We start from the raw sequence: 18,673 nt of genomic DNA on the forward strand, positions 1-18,673 counted from the left end.
CACAGTTGCCGCACATCGAGCCGTGCACTCACATGGTCTTGTGGCCGGACCTGCGTGATCACTCGGAACCTCCAGAATAGTTGGGAGCAAACATAGGATAGCCTACCCTTCATAAAAATTGTCTACGGTGCGGGGTCTACGGGGACGTGATGGTGAGAGCGGTCCGGACCGCGTCGGCCCTGCCCCTGTGAGCCTCGGGGATCCGCCCTGGCACCAGAGAGCCGCGTAGCTGCCGCCGGAGTCGAGAAGAGCGTCGTGGGTCCCGATCTCGGCGATGGTCCCGTCTTCCATGTAGACGACAGTGTCGGCGAGGAGACACTGTTCGAGCCGGTGGGCAACGAGGAGCGCGGTGCGGTTGGAGACGAGTGCACCCACAGACTTATCGAGAACCAGGGAGTCGGTGCTGCCTGCTTCGGCTGTGGCCTCGTCGAGGACGACGAGGCCGGGACGCGTCAGGTGCGCCCTCACCAGAGCCAGATGCTGTGCGTGAGCGGCGGGGAGTGGATGCCCACCGTCGCCGAGGATGGTGTCCCCGGCGGCGGGCAGAGAGTGGATCCAGGTGGCGCCGAGCTCGATGGCGGCGTGTTCGAGCTCGTGCTTCGTGGCATGTGGAGCGGCGAGGCGCAGGTTGTCCCATACCGTGCCACGGAAAACGTGGATCTCCTGGCTGACCATGGCCACGCGGGTGTCGCCGGGGCGGTGGACGTCACCTTCGGTGGGGCGGAGGAGCCCGGCGACCAGTTTGGCCACCGTGGTCTTCCCGGCGCCGCTGAGACCGACCACGGTCGTGGTACTCCCCGGCGCCAGGTCGAGTTCCACGTGGTGGAGGACCTCACGGCGTCCCGGATAGGAGAAGCTGACTCCGCTCAGGCGGACCTGCGGCATCCGTTCCTGGCGGCCACCTTCTCGGCGCCGGCTCGCCGATGCCGAAGCGGGGGCGCTACCCAGGACGCCGGTGAGTCGGGCGAGGCTCGCGGCAGCGTTCTGGAGCTCGTCCACGCTGGAGAGCAGGACTCCGATCGGGCCGAAGAGATTGTGGAAGGCCAGGGCAGCTGCGGCCACCGCACCGGCGGTGACCAGGTCAGCGCCGGCGAGCAGGAATCCGGCCGCGAGGACTGCACCCAGTCCGAGCAACTCGGCGACGTTGAGTCCGGCTTGGAAGCCCGTGCGCACACGGGCGGCCTGGCGTTCATAGCCCACGACGGCGCGTGAGGCCCGGGCGAACCGTTCGCACAGAACGGGTTCGGCACCGAGGGCCCGCAGGCTCTCCGCTCCGGCGAAGCCTTCCACCAGGTGCTGTGACCGTTGGCTCTGGCTGGCCTTCAGCTGTCGATAGACCGGCCGTGAGCGGCGCAGGAAGCGCCGCAACGAGAGCAACTGGACGGGGACGGCAATCAGCATGACGGCCGCGAGTCGGGGATCCAATACTGCGACGCCCGCGAGAGTGACCACCGTGGTCAGGGTTGCCGAGACGAGTACGGGTAGCACCCTGGAAGCGGCACTACCAACGGCCGCGGTGTCCTCGGAGACTCGGGAGACCACGTCTCCGCTGCCCGCAGCCTCGATCTGTGAGGAGTCGCTCGTCAGTGCGGCACGCATGACGCTCTCGCGCAGTCGTGCGGTGCGTTCGAGCAGCACCGTTCCCAGCAGTCGTGTGCCCTGCCAGGCCAGAACGACTCCGGCCACCGAGCAGGTGGTCAACAGCGCCAACAGCCAGGCGAAGGCCGTCGTGTTCTGTGTAGTGACGGCATCCACGATCCCGCCCAACGCGAGCAAGGAGACGACCCGCCCGATGGACGCGGCGAGCAACACCAGCAGTGCCACGCTGAGCGCCCAGGCGCGGGGTCGCAGCTGCCGGGCGGCCTCTCGGCGGGTCTGCGCGGCGGTGGCGACCGGCAGCGCACTCACTGTGGAGTCCCCCCTAGGGCGACGCGGTCGCAGTGCGAGAGCAGCTGGGGCTGGGAAGTGACCACGAGGATGCCGCAGCCACTGCTGTGCGCATGCTCCGCCAGTGCCCCCATGATGCGGTCTGCGGTGAGTACGTCCACTGAGGAGAGCGGTTCACGCAGGATCAGGAACGGCCTTCTCTGGTGCAGGGCCCTGGCGAGCAGGATGCGTTGGCGTTGCCCACCGGAGAGGATGCGCGCCTGTTCCCCCAGGGGCGTGTCCACCCCCGCGTCCAAGTGCTCCAGCACATCGTCCACCGCTGTCGCGAGGAGGAGTTGCTCATCGATCTGGTCGGTGAAGAGATTGTCGGCGACTGTGCCCGAGAACACCCGATCCACAGCAGGCTGCGCGAAGACGGCGGCGCGCGATCGCTGGAGATCATCGGGGAGCGGAACCAGACCGGCACCGCCCAGGTCGACGCCGACGAGTTCACCGGGACAGAGTTCTACCGGGATGTCGCCCAACTGAACAGCAAGGCACTCCGGCACGGTGCCGGCCGCGTCTTCGGGCGCCGTCTCGAACCACATCGAGGTCGCGATCCGGGCCGCCGCTGCCCGAGCGGTGGCGACGTCGACGCTGGTGTCGACCAGGGTGGCAAGCGGAATAGGAAGCATCGCGGCGACCCCGACAACGGTCACCAGGTCACCGGCGGTGATGCCACCGGCGAAGGCGGTGGTTCCCGCAGCAACGGCGACCACGATCAGGGCGGCCGCGGCGATTCCCCGTCCGATCGCCGACAACCCCGCTTGGGTTCGCAGGCGGCTCGTCCCCGCGTCGAGCGCTTGGCTGCTGGTAAGTGCGTATCGGTCGGCAGCGTGCCCAGTGGCGCCGACGCCGCGCAACACGCGCATTCCGGCCACCAGATCGGCGGCCGTGGCCGTCGCTTCCGCCAGCTCGTGTTGTTCAGCGGCGACCCGTCGCTGCAGAACCCGACCGAGCTTGCTGACCAGAACCACCTGTAGCAGTGCCAGGGCAAGGACGATCAGCGCCAAGGGCCACGAGATCACAACCAGTACGAGGACGGATGTCGCCAGCGCCACGAGAGAGGCAACCGCCCGCGGTGCCGATATGGCCAGCACACCGACCCTGTCGACATCGAGGGTGGCGATCGACACGGAATGGCCACTGTCGGAGGAGCGCGAGCGGAAACTCACTCCGGTCTCGACCAGCCCGACGCGCAACCGGTGCTCGACCTCGGTACTGAGAGTGACGGAGGCGAGCACCCCGAGGCGCCACCCGGCGATGAGGATCCCAAACACGAGCGCGAGCACGCCGAGCCACGTCAGCAGGTCGCTCGATGAGCCCCTGGCGACAGTGCTCTGAACGATCGCCCCGATCAACACGGGCACGGCGACCTCGGCGATCTGGTGCACGCTGAAACCGGTGGCGGCGGCGGCGAGCAGCCGACGATGACCGCGATCAGCACCGATGCCGGTTCGGAGTATCCGGCGGGCCGAGGTCGTCATCTGCTGCAGGAGAGAACGACCGGACAGGGCGGGGTTCGCCGCGTCATGCGGGAATCTCTGCGAGCACCTGTGCGCCGAGGGCGTCGAGGTATCGCGTGGCGAGCACGTAGTTGAGTGGGCGGCTGGGTGCCGTCAGCTCGAAGGCGTGGCCGGCTTCCACGCTCGGGAGTGTCCGGAACAATCGGTGTTCGAAGAGCGGCGCGAGCGCCTCGATGGTGGTGCCGTCCGGCCGCGTCGGGGACACGATGACGTCTGCCTGACCGAGGATCTCCGGGATCTGCTCGTAGGGGAACGGGGCGAATCCGGTCTCCGGTTCCTCATCCGGGATGCTCGGCGCATAGGTGACGCCGAGGTCCTGATAGAGATCTCCGGGGACGCCGTTGGGATACTGCACGGAGAACTGCTCCTCCTGGACTCCGACCGTGACCAGCGCGAAGGTCTGCCGGTCCAGCTGGTCGGCGTAGGTGTCACGCATTTCGGCAATCTTCGCCTCATACGCTGCGCTGACCTCGGCTAGGGACTCCTCCGCGCCGACGATGTCAGCAAGAGCGTCCACTACTGGTTTCCAATCGCCTCGGTTCTCCCCGAACACGATGGCGGTCGGTGCGATCAGGGCGAGCCGCTCGTAGGCCTGCTCGTCGATCTCGTAGGCGTCCCCGACGATGAGATCCGGCTCGAGCGCGGCTACCGCCTCGAAGTCGAGTTCACCGAACGCGCCGATCGGCTCGGTACCGGAGAGGTAGTCACGCTGGTCCGCTGTGAACTCCTGTTGGTTACGGCTGTAGTCCTGTGCGCCCAGGAGCGGCACTCCCAGTGACATCATCTGCATCGGCGTGTCGTAGGACACTCCGACGATCCGTTGCGGGTCGCCGGGTACCTCCACCTCGCCGTAGTAGGTCTCGACCACACGCGTCTCGCCCCCGGCATCCGCCGATTCCGTGTCCGACGAACAGGCCGACACCAACGACACCGCGACGGCCAGAGCCGCCACCGAGGACGAACGCAGGAATCCTGCGACCGAGAACCTGCCGGACATACTTCCTCTCCCACGCAACTTAGTTAGGTATTGCATCCCTAAGTCTCGCAGGTCTCGCTGTCCGTTTTCTCGCCCATGACCACGCTCGTCGGCCAGCTATGTGCGGAAAACGGCCAACTGGTCTCTTCGGTTGCTACGACAGGAGCCGGGCGTGATCCGAGGGGGTGTGCCCCGTGACTTCTCGGTAGGACTGCGTGAAGGCGCTCACGCTGCGATACCCCAGCCCCCGGGCGACTCCTGCGACGGTGGCACCCGCACGCAACTGCCCGATAGCGGTGTGCACACGCAACCGGCGTCGCCACTGCGCGAATCCCATCCCCGTCTCGGCGACGAAACGCCGGCGAAGAGTGCGCTCTGTCGTCTGGGCGAAGCGCGCCGCGTTCACAACCGACCACTCCCCGCCCGGCTCCTCCTGCATCGCCTCGGCCAGTTCACGCAGCGCCGGGGTGGTCGGTAAAGGCAGGGACCACGCGGCATCGAGTTCGCCGTCGAGGAGATCGAACGCGAACAACTCGGCTCTACGCCTGGTGGCGAGCACGACCTCGTGCACGTCCTCAGGAATCTGGTCGGGCAATCGTAGATGCTCCAACACCTCCTGGAGCAGAGTGCTCAGTGGCAGGGTGAGCGTCTCGCGCCCCGACCACGGCGTGTACTCGGGGCTCAGCCACGTACAGGTCAGCCGTGTCGCGGACAGGTTCACCACTCGGTGCTCCAGGCCGCACGGGACCCATAGGCCATGTCGAGGCGGCACGACGAACCGATGGTCGCCGACATCGACCGTCACGGTGCCATCCACCCCCCACAGCAGCTCATGCTCGGGGTGTCGATGTGCGGACCATTCCTGACCGGGAACGGGCACGATCCAGTTGCTCGCGATCAGGATGGGATCACGGATATCGGACTCAGCGGCCATCGCCCGGGCCACCATGGCCCCGAGGGCCGTTGTTGGCGAGTACTCCGTCACGGCCGAGCCCTTGCCGTCGTCCCGCGCCGAGGCCTGTCCCAACCCCACATCCACGGTCCCACGGTGTCACAGCGGCTTCCCGCTTGGCACCTCGTGTCATCCCCGGCGTATCGTGGGGAGGTTGCGGCGCGACGTCCACTGCCCGCGCACAGCCGTTTCCCGAACAAAGGATGACCGGTACCCATGAGCCCCTTGTCGACCATCCCGCCGACGATCGCCCGGTCGTGGCTGCTCCTGCCCGCCGACAAGTCCGAGCGCTTCGACGCCGCGGTGAGCTCGGAGATGGACGTGGTGGTCCTCGACGTGGAGGACGGCTGCCGCCAGTCGGAGAAGGAGCGCGCGCGTCGCGAGGTCCGCCAGTGGCTCGAGGCCGGCAACCACGCGTGGATCCGGATCAACGACGTCCGCTCCTCCGAGTGGGAGAAGGACCTCATGGCGCTCGGGCACTGCCCCGGCCTCGACGGTGTGATGCTGGCCAAGACCGAGAATCCCGAGCACATCTCACTCACGGCCGCCCGGCTGGCCGAGAACACCCCGATCGTGGCGTTGGTGGAGTCGGCCGACGGTCTGGCCGCGGCCGCGGAGATCGCCAAGACCGACCAGGTGGTCCGGTTGGCGTTCGGGGTCGGCGACTTCCGGCGCGACACCGGCATCGGGTCGTCACAGATCGCGCTGGCCTACACCCGCTCGCAGTTCGTGGTGGCCAGCCGGATCGCCCGTGTGGCACCGCCGATCGACGGCCCCACCATCTCCAACGACACCCAGGTCCTCATGGACGCCGCCGAGCACGCGGTCGAGATGGGCATGACCGGCAAGCTGTGCCTGCGGGTGGATCAGGCCCCGTACATCAACGAGGTCCTGTCCCCCTCCGCCGCCGACGTCTCGTGGGCCGAGTCCGTGATCGACGAGCTCGGCCCCGGGGGCGAGCGGTGCCGCGACGGCGCGGACCTGCCGCGGCTGGCCCGCGCGCAGAAGATCGCGCATCTGGCGCAGGCCTACGCCGTCACGCGCTGACCCACCCCTCGGGGGCCGGGCGGGCCGCCTCAGCGGGGTGAGTCGCCGGTGACCAGCGGGAGCTCCGGGTTACCGGCACAGGCGGTCATGGAGTCGACCAGCATGGTCTGCTCGTCCTCGAGCCCCTCGGCGATGTCCTGGGTGGAGCGGATCAGCTCGGGCCGGCGGGTGCCGGTGAAGGTGCGCGGGGTGGGCTCGGGGACGACGTCGGTGACCTCGTATCCGGCGACCTTCCGGGCGGGGGTCCGCCGTCGAGCATCGTGACGTCGTCGACGCCCTCGAAGTGCAGGTGCCACCGGTCCTTTCGTGAGGGGCGCGCACCGAGGGTAGGTGGACGAACTCCGGCCGGGGGCGATGAATGCCCCCGGCCGGAGTTGTCTGGTGCAGGAGCTCTCAGTGCACGCGCTGCAGCCGCACGTTCGAGAATTCGCCCAGGCCCCAGCGGCCCAGTTCGCGTCCGTAGCCGGAGCGCTTGACGCCACCGAAGGGCAGGCCGGCCATGGTGGTGCCGTGCTCGTTGACGTAGGCCATTCCCACCTCGAGCCGCTCGGCCACCTCGGAGGCCTTGTCGGTGTCGGTCCCCCACACCGAGCCGGAGAGGCCGAAGGGCGTGTCGTTGGCGACCCGCACGGCCTCGTCGACGGAGTCGTAGCCGTACACCATCGCCACGGGGCCGAATATCTCCTCGGTGTAGGCGTCCATCTCCGGAGTGATGCCGGTGAGGACGGTGGGCTCCATGAACGCGCCCGGCCGGTCGATCGCGCGGCCGCCGGTCACGAGCGTGGCTCCCTGCTTGACGGCGCGTTCGACCTGTTCGACCACTCCGTCTCGGGCGTCCTCCGAGGACAGCGGACCGAGCCCGGTCCCCTCGTCGGCGGCCGGGCCGACCTGGGTTCCCTCGTACAGATCGCGCAGCTTGCCCACGAAGTCGTCCTTGAACTCGGATGGGACGAACATCCGCTTGGGCGAGTTGCAGGCCTGGCCGCAGTTGGACAGTCGGGCCTTGCCGACGGTCTCGACCAGCTCGTCCAGGTTGTCGGTGTCCAGGACGATGAGCGGGTCCGAGCCGCCGAGTTCGAGCACGCTGGTGGTGAGGTGCTCCCCCGCCACCTTGGCCACGGCCGAGCCGGCGGCCTCACTGCCGGTGAGCGAGATGCCCTTGACCCGGGGGTCGGCGATCATCTGCGCCACCGTGTCGCTGGAGGCGTAGACGTTGAGGTAGGCGTCCTCGGGGAGCCCCGCCGCGCGCTGGACCTTCTCGATAGCGGCGGAGGAGCGGGCACAGATGCTCGCGTGCTTGAGCACGATGGTGTTGCCCAGGAGCAAGTTGGGCGCGGCGAAGCGGGCCACCTGGTAGTAGGGGTAGTTCCACGGCATGACGCCGACGAGCGGACCGATCGGCTCGGTAGTCACGCGGTTCAGGCGGGCGCCCGGCACGTCCAGGGTCTCGGGCTCGAGCAGCGCCGGGCCGTGTTCGCCATACCACCGGTAGATCGACGCGGCGAGCTGTACCTCGCCCTGCGCCTGGCCGGGGAGCTTGCCCATCTCGGTGGTGATGGCCTTGGCCAGTTCCTCCGCGTGCTCCTCGAAGGCGTCCGCGACCGCCAGGAGGATCCGAGCCCGCTCCGCCACGTCGGTGGCGCGCCACGTGGTGAACCCCTCGGTGACGGTGCTCAGGATGCCGGCGACATCCTCGGTCTGGTCGTACTCGCGGTCGGTGGTGCCGGTCGACGGATCGTGGGTGACGTACATGTGGGTCCTCCCGTGGTTCGCGTCAGCCGGGTGATCGACCCGGCTCTGCTCGCGACGGTAGGACAGCCTGTCCTCGCCTGCATCCGGTCGCACCCGCGGGGCCGGTCGGTGGCGTCGACAGCAGGACCCATCCAGCGAGGGACGACGACCCCACCCACCGTGTGTCACGGAGCGGGGTCGTCGTTCCCGATGTGCCGTGGCAGTCGCGTGCCCGGGGAAGACGGGTCAGCCCCACCCCTGCGCGGCGCGGCGATCGGCATCGGCCATGCCCTGGTTGCCCTGACTCGCGGCGCGAGAGATCTCCTCGAGCATTGCCTGGAGTGCGGCCGCCGCCTGGTCCCAGTCGTTCTGGTGCATCTGGTAGGCGACGGCGGCGTCACCTTCCCATTCGGCGACGAGAGGCGCGAGGTAGGCCTTGAGATCGTCGAGGGTGGTCCGCAACGCGGTGGACGCCGAGCCGACCTGGCCGACGAGCGCCTCGATCGGGCCGTGGTTGTAGGTGATCTGCCCTGAGGTCATGAGAGTTCTCCCGGTGCTGAGATAGGTGGTCAGATGTTCAGTGGGCCGGCCGCGCCGACCCTGCTGATCGCCTGCGCGGAGTCCTGGTCGGCTGCGTCGAAGGATGTGCTGTTGGTCCGCATCGTCTCCGAGATCCCGGAAAGGGCGGTGTTGAGCTTGGTGCTCTGCTGCTGCCACTCGGACATGATCGTCGCGAACCGCGCCTGGGCCGCGCCCCGCCACACCGAGCCCCCGAGCTGGGACACCGAATCCCGCACGTTCCCGAGCAGTCGGTCGATCTCTGTGTTGACGTCGTCGACCCGCCTGGCAGCGGTGTCCATGGTCCCGAGGTGGGTGTTGAAACCGGCCATCTCGTCCTCCCCTTGCGATCTGCGCGGATCCCCCTTCTGGGTCCGTCACAGTGTTCGACGTACCCGGAGCCCTGTTCGGTTCCACTGGTATCGAGGCGCACCCGCTACCCCGTCACGCGCCCTCGTGGAGACGCAGCGCCGTTTCGACCGGCGCGAGTTCAGGCACGACGAAGGAGAGCAAGCGTGCCTGATCGCAGGCGTCCACCACGCGTTCGGCGTTGCGTCCACGGGCCAGGACCTCTGTCGAACCGGTGCCGGCCTCCCGCCGCCCACGCCGGAGAGCGGCAACGGACTCGAGCACCCGGGACACCTCGTCGTCGCGCACAGAATCCCGGCACGGATCCCACCGGTGCACGACGGTCCGGTCGATCAGAGTCAACTCCCCGCGGGTGCGTTCGACCAGACTCACCGTGGTCCCGGACTCGCACGCTTCGACACACACCGCCCAGCGCGCGGCGGACGAGGGCAGCGCCTCAGCCGTCACCAGTGCGGCTCGGACCATCCGGGTCGGTGCGCCCAGACCTCGTGCAGCCGACGCCATCCGGGCGGAACGGGCAGCACCCCAGTGACTGGGGATGATGAGTACCACCCCGTCTCCTGACTCCGCGCCGGCCCACCGGAGCGCCCTGGAGACCGGTGCCGCGAGGAGCTCTGTCACGGGTACGGACAGCCCGGCCACTTCCGTGCGGTCCCGATGCGCGCCGGCGACCGGATCAGGAAGACACCGCTCCGGATGACGGACGGCGACGGCGTCGACCCGGTCGGAACACTCGATCCGGTCCCCTCCGGGCGGCAACACCGAGCCGTCTACACCAGCGAGAACGGACACGGGGGCGACCACCGGGGAGAGCGTCGCCGACGCGGAGGCCGACGCGACCGACAGGCCGGAGCAGGAGAGGTCGACCGCGACGATCGCACCCGCGTCCGCGTCCGGCATGGTCGCATCTGTCTTGGTCGGGTCGGTCACGGCAGCGCGAGCGCCGTCTGCACCAACCGTGGGCCCCCGCTACGTGTGACGAGGCGGCCACGGCCCGCGGGCAGGGGCGCCGGGCGCACCCCGCCGAGCAACGGCCCCTCCTCCCGACTGCCCGACATGATGAGGCCGGCGCCGCCCAGATCCCGGATCCTGCCCACGAACGGGTCGTACAGTGCTCGAGACGAACCCGCACTCCTGCGTGTGAGCACGACCGAGAATCCGATGTCGCGCGCGTGCGGGAGGAACCGGGTCAACGGGGTCAGCGGATTGCCCGCACCGGTGACGACCAGGTCGAGATCGTCGACGAGGAGGTGTATCCGTGGACCGCTCCACCACGAGCGCGCGCGCAGTTCCTCCGGGGTGATGTCGGCTCCGGGCATGCGGTCCTCGAGGATCGAGACCAGGTGATCGACCATCGGCACCAGCGCCGACTCGGTGGCAGCGTAGCCCGCGAGGTGGTCTCCCCCTACTTCGCCGAGCATGGTCCGTCGGTAGTCCACCACGATGAGCTTGGCCGACTCCGCGGTGTTGCCGGAGACCAGACCGCGGGCCACGGCCCGCAGTACGGAGGTCTTGCCGCATTCGGAGTCTCCGAGTACCAACATCAGCGGGTCGACCTCGAGATCCGCGTAGACCACTGTGAGATCGGATTCGTCCACACCGAGGGGAACGCGGGCGCGCGTGCCGTCCGGACCCGGCCTCGACAGACTCGCGAGCTGGGCGTACGGGAGGACCTCCGGGAGCATCCTGACCGGAGCGGCGGCGATCGCACCGACGAGTCCGCGCCACCGTTGCGCCAGATGACGGCAGGCCGAGGCGGTGGCGTCAGCGATGCCTGCCACATCGACCAACCCGTCGAGACGAGGCTGGTAGACGAGCATCTGGTGACGTTCCCGGGTCAGTCCCCGTCCGGGTTCGGCTGGGACCGTCATCGCAGCTCGGCGATCGATCATCGAGTCCGTGGGATCGCCCAGGCGAAGTTCGACGCGGGTGCCGAGCGCGTCGCGCAGTGCTGGCCTCAGGTCGGCCCACCGGGCTGCCGACAGTACGACGTGCACACCGTAGGACAAACCGTCCGCAGCCAGCGCCAGCACGCGCTGCTCGAGGTCGTCGAACTCCGTCCGGAACGCCTGCCAACCGTCGATCACCAGCAGAAGGTCGGGGTACTCCGCCACAGGGCGACCGTCCCTCTCGGTCAGTCTGCGGCGCGCCTGGTCGAGAGAGGTCACATCCTGCTCACGGAACGTCGACTCCCGCCGTCTGAGCTCGACGTCCACCTCGGCAATCGTGCGGCGGATCTTCTCGTCCTCGCCGCGACGCGCGACAGCGCCGACGTGTGGCAACCCCACAACCGACTGCAGCAGTCCACCGCCGAGGTCGACGATGTACACGGAGAGCCGGTCGGGCCCGGTGGTCACCGCGGCGGACAACACCAGAGTGCACAGGGTGGTCGATTTTCCCGATCTCGTTCCGCCGACGACCGCGACGTTTCCGTCCGCGCCCGACAGGTCGACCACCCAGGCGTCTCGGCGCTGTTCGAAGGGCAGGTCGACCTCTGCGATCGGAAACCGCCACGAGGGTGGCCGGTCATCTCCCGCCCCCGACGGCTCGGTGCCCACGGCCGCGTCCAACGGGGCTCCGGTTCCCAGGGGCGGGAGCCAGACCTCGTGTGCTGGTCGACCGTGTCCGGACAACCGCCCGACGAGGACGTCGAGGAGGCTGGACTTCACGTCGCGGCCCTCCGGGTCGGCGTCATCGGGCGGATCCTGGTGGTAGGCGGCCCCACCCCTGGTCACGGGGGTGGGTGCCGCCACCGGCATGTACCAGGATGAGAACAGTCGCACGCTGGCGCGGACGGCCGGTGTGGCGACCCTCGAGCCGTCCAGTCGGCGGTCCTCCCGGTACGGGCCCGAGACGTAGGCGGCGTCGAATCGTACCGGCTCACCGGCATCGATCTTCAGGAACCCGGCGCCCGGCGTCGCCGGGAGATGGTAGGCGTCGGTCACGCCGAGGACGGTGCGCGACTCCGTCGCGGAGAAGGTCTTGAGGGCGATCCGGTAGGACAGGTGACTGTCGAGACCGCGCAGCCTGCCCTCCTCCAAGCGCTGCGACGCCAGCAGGAGGTGGATGTGCAGGCTCCTCCCGAGCCGACCGATCGTGAGGAAGAGTTCGGCGAACTCGGGTTTGGAGGACAGCAGCTCGGAGAACTCGTCGACGACGATCACCAGAGCGGGCAACGGGTCGAGCGACGCCCCTTTGGCCCGCGCCGCCTCGTACTCGCCGACATTGGAGTAGTTGCCCGCCGCGCGCAGCACCTCCTGCCGCCGGTTCAGCTCGCCCTCGAGCGCGTCCCGCATCCGGTCGACCATTGTGATCTCGGCCTGGAGGTTGGTGATCACGGCCGAGACATGAGCCAGTGACTCGAGTCCCAGGAAGGTGGCTCCGCCCTTGAAATCCACCAGTACGAGGTTCAGCGCATCCGGGTCGTGCGTGGCGACCAGCCCGAGGACCAGGGTGCGTAGGAACTCTGACTTCCCACTGCCGGTCGCGCCGATACACAGGCCGTGGGGGCCCATTCCGCCGTGCGCCGCTTCTTTGAGGTCCAGCTCCACGGGCGCGCCATCGGGGCTCACCCCCACCGGGACGCGCAGCCGGTCGCGTTCGCTGCGACGTCGCCATGCCACAGCCGGGTCCACCAGCGCGGCCGTCCCTATCCCCAGTAGATCGGGCAGCCCCGGCGCGCGCCGGGTGGAAGTGGAGCCGTCGGCATTGGTCACGGTGGCAGCGGGACGGAAGCGGGAGAGCGCCATGGCCAGCCGCTCGGCCTCCGGCAGGCTCATGGCGTCGACCCGTGCGATCTCCTCGTCACAGCCCTCGGTACGAACCGATGCCCGCCCGTCGTCGTCCACACGGATGCACAGTCCCCGCCGCGACGCGAGGTCGCGGAGCTGTCCGGCGCGGCTGCCGGAGATCTCGAGCACGGTCATCCCCTCGAGGCCGTCCTCCGCGACGAGGCGCTCTGCGCCGGTGACCCCTACTCCGTCGACGATCATCACGAGGTGCGTGACTCCCGGTCGGACAGCCGCACTCGGGGAGAACGCACGGCGCTCCGCGACGTCCTCGGCGAGCATCGATTCCACCCCGGCGAGCGAGAACTCGGTGAGTCGCACCCGCCCGGCACCGTCCGTGTAGATCGGGTGTTCGTGGTGCGGGAGCCACTTGAGCCACTCCCAGGCCCGACGCGCATGTCCCTCGCTCGCGGCCACGGCGACCCTGACCCGATCAGGCCCGTGCAGCACGACGAGCCCGGCGAGCATCGCGCGGACCGCCGACCGCACCACGTCCACCTCGCCGTCCAACGAGATCGCGGCGAACGCTCTCAACTCCAGCGCGACCGGTAGATCGTCGACCACCGAGTGCACGCGCACGAAACGCCGCATACTCACCACCGAGACCGGTTCCAGGTCATCGACCGCACCGGTGTCGGGCGCTGTCAGTCGGGTCGCCAGCGACTGTCGTCCGGGCCCCACCCGAACGGTGAGGTACTCGGCATCGCCCTCATCCCGCTCCCACATCCGTGGTGTGCCCACCAGTGCGGCCAATTCCACCGGCTCCGGGTGCCGCCACAGCGCGGCCCTCCGCTGTGCGGTCGCGGTCTCACGGACGGTGTCGCGGGTCTGCCCCAGGTAGCGCAGGTAGTCCTTTCGCAATTCGTCGGTCTCGCCGGTCTTGTTCCCGCCGGACAGGGTGCCGGCGAGCATTCCGAGCGCCGACACGGCCATCATCACCGGAAACAGCATGAACATCGGGTTGCGCATCATGCCGGTGCGCATCATCACCAGGACCATGCCCACCACAGCGACGACCAGCACGATCGGCAACACGATCTGGATCAGCGGCCGGGGGGTGGGCCGGGGCAGGACCGGCGGGGACTGGAGCACCAGCTCCCCGGTCGACACAGTCGGGGCCTCGGGCCGGTCGGCGCGGGTGAACACGACGTCCCCCATGTCCGACCCCCTCCCCTCCCGGTTGCCCGCCACCCGCCCCCCGGTGCACCCGACGCCGGACGTGGGCCCCCCACCGATGCAGCTCGCCGTCGACAATGGTCGCCGTACCGAAGGGCGATGTTAGGGCAGTGCACGTCCTGACGGGGACGCCATCCAGCGGTGTCGGCGGCCGGACGGCGCGGGTGACTGGACGAGCGGGAGGACCGGGTGTGACGGAGCAGAGCGGTGTCCGAGGTGTCTCCTCCGGCGTCGAACCACTGGATCAACGGCGGGTCTCCATCGTGTGCCGCACGACCCGTGTGGACCTGAGCCTGCCGGCGCACCTCGAACTCGTCGCGGTGATCCCCGAGGTCGTGGACCTTGTGCGAGAGCGCATCCGCGCGACTGCGGGCCCGGCCTCGGGCATCGACGTCGACGCCAGGATGGGTGGAGGAGCGGGCGGCTCCTGGCAGCTGTCACGACTGGCCGGAGGGTCGTTGGCCGTCTCGGAGACCCTCGCCCAACAGCGCGTCCACGACGGTGAGATCCTCGTCCTGGATCACCGGCCGGTGCCCACGCCCGCGCCGTTGTTCGACGACGTTCTACAGGGCCTCACCGATCCGGACGTCGCGCGCTCCTCCACCTGGAGTCGCCGCGAGACGGTCTACGCCGCGACAGCGACGACGGGTGTACTCGCGGTCGCGGCGGCGACCGCTGTCCTGCGCCAGTGGTGGAGTGCAGGTGGGTTCCTGCCCCCCACCGTCGCGTCCCTGCTCGCCCTGTTCGGGCTCGCGGGGGTCCTCGCGCTTCGAGGCACCACCGCGCCCGGCGCCGCGCACGCCGTGGCCGGGGCGTCCGCAGTCGGATTCACCGTCCTGGCGGCGGCGACGACCGGTTCCGCTCCCGCCGGGGCGGGTCACCTGGTGGGCGGGCTCACGGCGGGCGCGGTCCTCGCCGGGGTGCTGAGGTGCACCGCCTTCCGACCAGGGCCCCCTGCGTCCTACGGGCCCGCCGCGGGATACCTGTCCCTGACCCTGACATCGGCGGTCGGCGCCGTCGCCGCGGTGATCGTCGCATCCACCCGCGTCCCGGCCCACGCCGCGGGAGCCGGGGCCCTGCTCGCGGGCCTGATCCTGCTCACCGCCGCTCCCCGGATCGCCGTCTCCGCAGCCCGGATCCCGATCCCACCGGTACCGGCACCGGGCGAGGGCGTCGAGGCCGGGGACCTCGAGGACATCGACCACGACGTGCGGGGCCGGGATGCCGACGACCGGCGTCCGCGCGGCCCGCTCCCCACCCCGACCGTCCTCCGTCACCGGTTCCTCACGTCTCGCTCCTGGCTCACCGGTCTGCTCGCCTCCGCGGGCACGATCTGCGCGGCGGGGTCTCTGGTCTCTCTGACCGGTGGGCCGGGACCCACTCGGTGGGCGGCCCCCCTGGCGGTGGTCCTGACCATGGTGTTGGTCCTGCGTGGTCTCGGGTACGCCGACCGCGTGCACACCGCGTTACTGCTCGGGTCGGCACTGGTGCTGACCGCCGGCGTCCTCGTCGGTGCGGTCATCACCCAGCCCTCACCGGTCGGAGTCGTGGTCCCGACTGCTGCGGCCGTCGCCGCGGCGGTCGTACTGGCGGCGACTGTGCTCCCCCACGTCACGTTCTCCCCGGCCGCTCTGCGGGCTGTGGGGACGATCGAGGCGATCGGAATCTGCGTGCTCGTGCCACTCGCGGTGGGAGCGATGGACGTCTACTCGCTCGTCCGCCAGCGATGAGATCTGCACCGGGGGTCTGCCTGGTCACCACCGTGGTGCTCCTGACCGCGCATCCGACGGGCGGCGTGGTGGCGCTCGCGGTCGAGCGGCCCTCGATCGACGGACCCGTACCGCAGGCCGGTCCGATCGACCCGGGGTCCGCCCAACCCGGCGGGGTGCGCACGGGTGGCTCGTGCCGCACCACCGCCGCCGTCCTCGATCCGACCTCCCCGTCGGCGTCCGCCACGGCCACCGAACTCGGCGCCGCGTGGATCCACGGGCGGGGCGAGGGGCAGACGGTGGCCGTCATCGACACCGGGGTCAACCGTGGCCCCCGGCTACCCCGGGTGCGTGGTGCCGGCGACGTCCTCCGCGGCGGGGACGGTACCGACGACTGCGACGCACACGGCACCCTGGTCGCCGGGGTATTGGCGGCGAGCGAGGACGAGACGGGACACTCCGGGGTGGCTCCGGGGGTCGAGATCATCTCGATCCGACAGTCCAGCAGCGTCCTGAGGTCGACCGAGAGGAGGGCCGGGAACGCCGTGGCCGGATCCGGGGTGGGAACCCTGTCGACCCTCGCCAGGTCAATCCGGACGGCTGTCGACGCCGGAGCCGACGTCATCAACATCTCCGAGGTCGCCTGCGTTCCCGCCGGAACGGTGCTGGCCGACGAGACACTGGGCGGTGCGATCCGCTACGCCGCGGTCGACCACGACGTGGTGCTGGTGGCGGCCGCGGGCAACGTCGGCGACATGTGTGTCGATCAGAACCCCGACGCCCCCGACCCGGCCACCCCTGGGGACGATGGGTGGGACGGGGTCCGCACGGTCGCCGTGCCGGCCTGGTATGACGACCATGTCCTGGCAGTGGGCGGCGTCGGTCCAGACGGCTCCCCGGCGGACTTCACGCTCCGGGGGCCGTGGGTGGACGTCGCCGCCCCCGCCGTGGGTCTGCGCTCGGTCGGCGCCGACGGCGCGGGCATGTCCGACCTGGTGGTGTCCGGCGACGGGTCCCGCACCGCCATCAGCGGGACGAGTTTCGCCACCCCGTTCGTGGCCGGCACGGCCGCGCTCGTCCGTCAGGCCTACCCCGGGCTCACGGCGCGCCAGGTGATCGCCCGGATAGAGAACACAGCGATCCCGGCGGCCGGTGGGCACGACTTCGCGGTGGGCCACGGCGTGGTGGACCCCGTCGCCGCGGTCACCGGGGTCCGGCGATCCGGTCGCCCCGCGCCCGCGACGACGACCATCGCGGCACCGCAGGCGGACGGGGCCCCACCCGGTCCCGGCACGGGTGGGGTCGTCGCGGCCGGCTCACTCGCGCTCGGGACGCTCGTCCTCGTCGTCGTCGCCCTACTACGACCCAGGGGTCACCGCCGCTGAGTTACGACCACCGCAGGCCGCTACCGCAGTCGACCGCCACCGGGAGCGTCTCCCGCGGCACGGCCGCTCACCCGATCGTCATCCCACCGGCGTCGTGCGCGGGTCGACGGCGCTCTCGAGCGCGGTGCCGTCCCGGCTGACGAGCGCGGACTCCCGGTCCAGCCGGGGCCCGGCAGGCAGCCGGCCGAGGAGTCCGGCGTCGACCGGGGCCGGGCTCCCGCCGACACCGAGGACCGCGGCGGTCTCCGCGTCGGGCACATCGAAACGTACCCCGGTATCCGAGACGATCGTGGTCACCGGTGCCCGGGTGGAGGTCCCCCGGCCGACCGCGGACACCAGCAACCCCCCGCCCGGTATCCCGACGGAGTCGACTGCCGGGCCGCCCCCGTCGGAACCGGCCACCTGCCGCGCCTCATCCGGCGAGGGAGCCGGGGCGCCCGCGACCATGGTCACCCGCCGGACCCCGGCGTCGTCCCCACCGGTGTCGCGGACGCACAACACCGGAGAGTCGCTCGTGGTGAGCACCGTGGGGCGATCCGCCGGGAACGCGTCGACATCCAGCGCCACCGATCGCGGAACCCCCATCCGGTCGGGTTCCACCGACACGACCGCGCCCACGGTCGAGGTGGACCGGATGACATCCGCCACCACCGGACCGACCTCCTGGACACCGTCGGCGAGAGCGACATAGGTCCTGGTCCCCGACGCGGTGTCGACGACGAAGACTTGTCCGATCCGCAGCGAGTCGAGTCCGTAGTCCACCGGTCGGCCCGCCATCTCTATCTCCGGACGGACGACCGGGTCGACCTCGTGCAGCGGATCGATCAACGCCGCCGTGACCGGTCGGGGTTCGACTTGGTCGAGTCCGAGGATCGACAGCAGATCCCCGTCCGACAGATCGATCCTCGCGCGGGAGCCTTCCCTGAGCAGCCACCCCCTGCCGTCCTGGCTGGCCAGTACGATCTCATCGCCGGCGGTGACGCGTCCCGGCCCCGCGGTTCCGTCACGGGCGACCACACTCGTCGAGACGACCCGAGGTCGACCCCGGTCCGCGTCAGCCACCTCGTCGCACACCGTCCATGACACCGCTGCCGCTCCGCTCACGTCGCGGTGCGCGGGAAGCACCGACGGCGCCCCGGGGATGCCGATCAGACCCCCGCGTCGGGTCGCCGCGACATCCGAGTCCCGTACGGTGGCCGGTTCGGCGGGGTGCCCCGCCGCCAGTCGGGCCGAGGCCAGATTGAACACCGGGTGGACGATGTCCCCTGCGCGGACGTACATCTGGCCGGAGTCGCGGCCCACCATGACGACGGCGCGATCGACGTCCGGCGTCGGATCCAACAGCGCCAGGACTGCCGCTCCGGCGCACCCCAGGACGGCCGCGACCGCACCCACCACGAGCCCCGTCGACTGGCGCCTGAGTGGATCGTGGAGCATCCGGACGTCGCGGGCGACCACCGCGTGCCGGGCTCGTCGGGTCAGGAAGCGGTGCCCGTCGACCTGCGCTCTGGTGGTCGGCTTCAGCGGCAC

Annotated in this window: 14 protein-coding genes; 3 read left to right on the top strand and 11 right to left on the bottom strand. The window is 70.1% G+C overall.

Annotated features, from left to right (window positions below; translation table 11 throughout):
* Window positions 1-102 precede the first annotated feature (102 nt).
* From NJE57_RS14455 to NJE57_RS14470, 4 genes are all read right to left on the bottom strand, one after another.
* A complete protein-coding gene (locus tag NJE57_RS14455) occupies window positions 103-1,908 on the bottom strand; it encodes an ABC transporter ATP-binding protein (RefSeq protein WP_319029218.1) in 1,806 nt (601 codons plus the stop codon).
* Window positions 1,905-3,413 (bottom strand): ABC transporter ATP-binding protein, encoded by a 1,509-nt coding sequence (locus NJE57_RS14460; RefSeq protein WP_319029219.1) that lies wholly within the window; start codon window positions 3,411-3,413, stop codon window positions 1,905-1,907. Before NJE57_RS14460 ends, NJE57_RS14455 begins: the two co-directional genes overlap by 4 nt.
* Before the next feature lie 43 nt (window positions 3,414-3,456).
* Window positions 3,457-4,449: an ABC transporter substrate-binding protein gene (locus NJE57_RS14465; RefSeq protein ID WP_319029220.1), complete on the bottom strand. Its 993-nt coding sequence runs from the start codon at window positions 4,447-4,449 to the stop codon at window positions 3,457-3,459.
* Between the two features lie 133 nt (window positions 4,450-4,582).
* Window positions 4,583-5,467 carry an AraC family transcriptional regulator gene (locus NJE57_RS14470; RefSeq protein ID WP_319029221.1) on the bottom strand — a complete coding sequence of 295 codons (885 nt, stop codon included), beginning with the start codon at window positions 5,465-5,467 and terminating at the stop codon, window positions 4,583-4,585.
* 129 nt (window positions 5,468-5,596) lie between these two features.
* Here NJE57_RS14470 and NJE57_RS14475 point away from each other — a divergent pair, with 129 nt between their 5' ends.
* Window positions 5,597-6,427 (top strand): CoA ester lyase, encoded by an 831-nt coding sequence (locus NJE57_RS14475; protein WP_319029222.1) that lies wholly within the window; start codon window positions 5,597-5,599, stop codon window positions 6,425-6,427.
* 29 nt (window positions 6,428-6,456) lie between these two features.
* Here the strand turns inward: NJE57_RS14475 and NJE57_RS14480 are convergent, their stop codons facing one another.
* The 6 genes from NJE57_RS14480 to eccCa form a co-directional block, all read right to left on the bottom strand.
* The gene (locus tag NJE57_RS14480; RefSeq protein WP_319029223.1) at window positions 6,457-6,723 is read right to left on the bottom strand and encodes a hypothetical protein; all 267 of its coding nucleotides are present in this window, start codon (window positions 6,721-6,723) and stop codon (window positions 6,457-6,459) included.
* Window positions 6,724-6,820: 97 nt separating this feature from the next.
* Window positions 6,821-8,179, bottom strand: a complete 1,359-nt coding sequence (locus NJE57_RS14485; RefSeq protein WP_319029224.1) for an NAD-dependent succinate-semialdehyde dehydrogenase — start codon at window positions 8,177-8,179, stop codon at window positions 6,821-6,823.
* Window positions 8,180-8,404: 225 nt separating this feature from the next.
* Complete coding sequence (locus tag NJE57_RS14490) at window positions 8,405-8,698, bottom strand: WXG100 family type VII secretion target (protein ID WP_319029225.1); 294 nt, start codon at window positions 8,696-8,698, stop codon at window positions 8,405-8,407.
* A gap of 29 nt (window positions 8,699-8,727) precedes the next feature.
* Window positions 8,728-9,048 (bottom strand): WXG100 family type VII secretion target, encoded by a 321-nt coding sequence (locus tag NJE57_RS14495; protein WP_319029226.1) that lies wholly within the window; start codon window positions 9,046-9,048, stop codon window positions 8,728-8,730.
* A 112-nt stretch (window positions 9,049-9,160) separates the two neighbouring features.
* Window positions 9,161-10,015, bottom strand: coding sequence for a hypothetical protein (locus NJE57_RS14500; RefSeq protein ID WP_319029227.1), 855 nt, complete (start codon window positions 10,013-10,015; stop codon window positions 9,161-9,163).
* Window positions 10,012-14,031: a type VII secretion protein EccCa gene (gene eccCa / locus NJE57_RS14505; protein ID WP_319029228.1), complete on the bottom strand. Its 4,020-nt coding sequence runs from the start codon at window positions 14,029-14,031 to the stop codon at window positions 10,012-10,014. Before eccCa ends, NJE57_RS14500 begins: the two co-directional genes overlap by 4 nt.
* Window positions 14,032-14,240: 209 nt before the next feature.
* On the opposite strand from eccCa, the gene eccD reads away from it, so the two are divergent.
* Window positions 14,241-15,779: a type VII secretion integral membrane protein EccD gene (eccD, locus tag NJE57_RS14510; protein ID WP_319029229.1), complete on the top strand. Its 1,539-nt coding sequence runs from the start codon at window positions 14,241-14,243 to the stop codon at window positions 15,777-15,779.
* Window positions 15,776-17,143: a type VII secretion-associated serine protease mycosin gene (mycP, locus tag NJE57_RS14515; protein ID WP_319029230.1), complete on the top strand. Its 1,368-nt coding sequence runs from the start codon at window positions 15,776-15,778 to the stop codon at window positions 17,141-17,143. The genes eccD and mycP overlap by 4 nt, the downstream gene beginning before the upstream one ends.
* A gap of 78 nt (window positions 17,144-17,221) precedes the next feature.
* Here the strand turns inward: mycP and eccB are convergent, their stop codons facing one another.
* Window positions 17,222-18,673 (bottom strand): type VII secretion protein EccB, encoded by a 1,452-nt coding sequence (gene eccB, locus NJE57_RS14520; RefSeq protein ID WP_319029231.1) that lies wholly within the window; start codon window positions 18,671-18,673, stop codon window positions 17,222-17,224.

This window comes from Dietzia sp. PP-33 (assembly GCF_033790845.1).
Classification (GTDB): Bacteria; Actinomycetota; Actinomycetes; order Mycobacteriales; family Mycobacteriaceae; genus Dietzia.

What these genes read in the sequence shown, in the direction of transcription:
- NJE57_RS14460 (WP_319029219.1), bottom strand. Translation starts at nt 3,413, where the DNA reads ATGACGACCTCGGCCCGCCGGATACTCCGAACCGGCATCGGTGCTGAT.
- NJE57_RS14465 (WP_319029220.1), bottom strand. Translation starts at nt 4,449, where the DNA reads ATGTCCGGCAGGTTCTCGGTCGCAGGATTCCTGCGTTCGTCCTCGGTG.
- NJE57_RS14475 (WP_319029222.1), top strand. Translation starts at nt 5,597, where the DNA reads ATGAGCCCCTTGTCGACCATCCCGCCGACGATCGCCCGGTCGTGGCTG.
- NJE57_RS14485 (WP_319029224.1), bottom strand. Translation starts at nt 8,179, where the DNA reads ATGTACGTCACCCACGATCCGTCGACCGGCACCACCGACCGCGAGTAC.
- NJE57_RS14490 (WP_319029225.1), bottom strand. Translation starts at nt 8,698, where the DNA reads ATGACCTCAGGGCAGATCACCTACAACCACGGCCCGATCGAGGCGCTC.
- NJE57_RS14495 (WP_319029226.1), bottom strand. Translation starts at nt 9,048, where the DNA reads ATGGCCGGTTTCAACACCCACCTCGGGACCATGGACACCGCTGCCAGG.
- eccCa (WP_319029228.1), bottom strand. Translation starts at nt 14,031, where the DNA reads ATGGGGGACGTCGTGTTCACCCGCGCCGACCGGCCCGAGGCCCCGACT.
- mycP (WP_319029230.1), top strand. Translation starts at nt 15,776, where the DNA reads ATGAGATCTGCACCGGGGGTCTGCCTGGTCACCACCGTGGTGCTCCTG.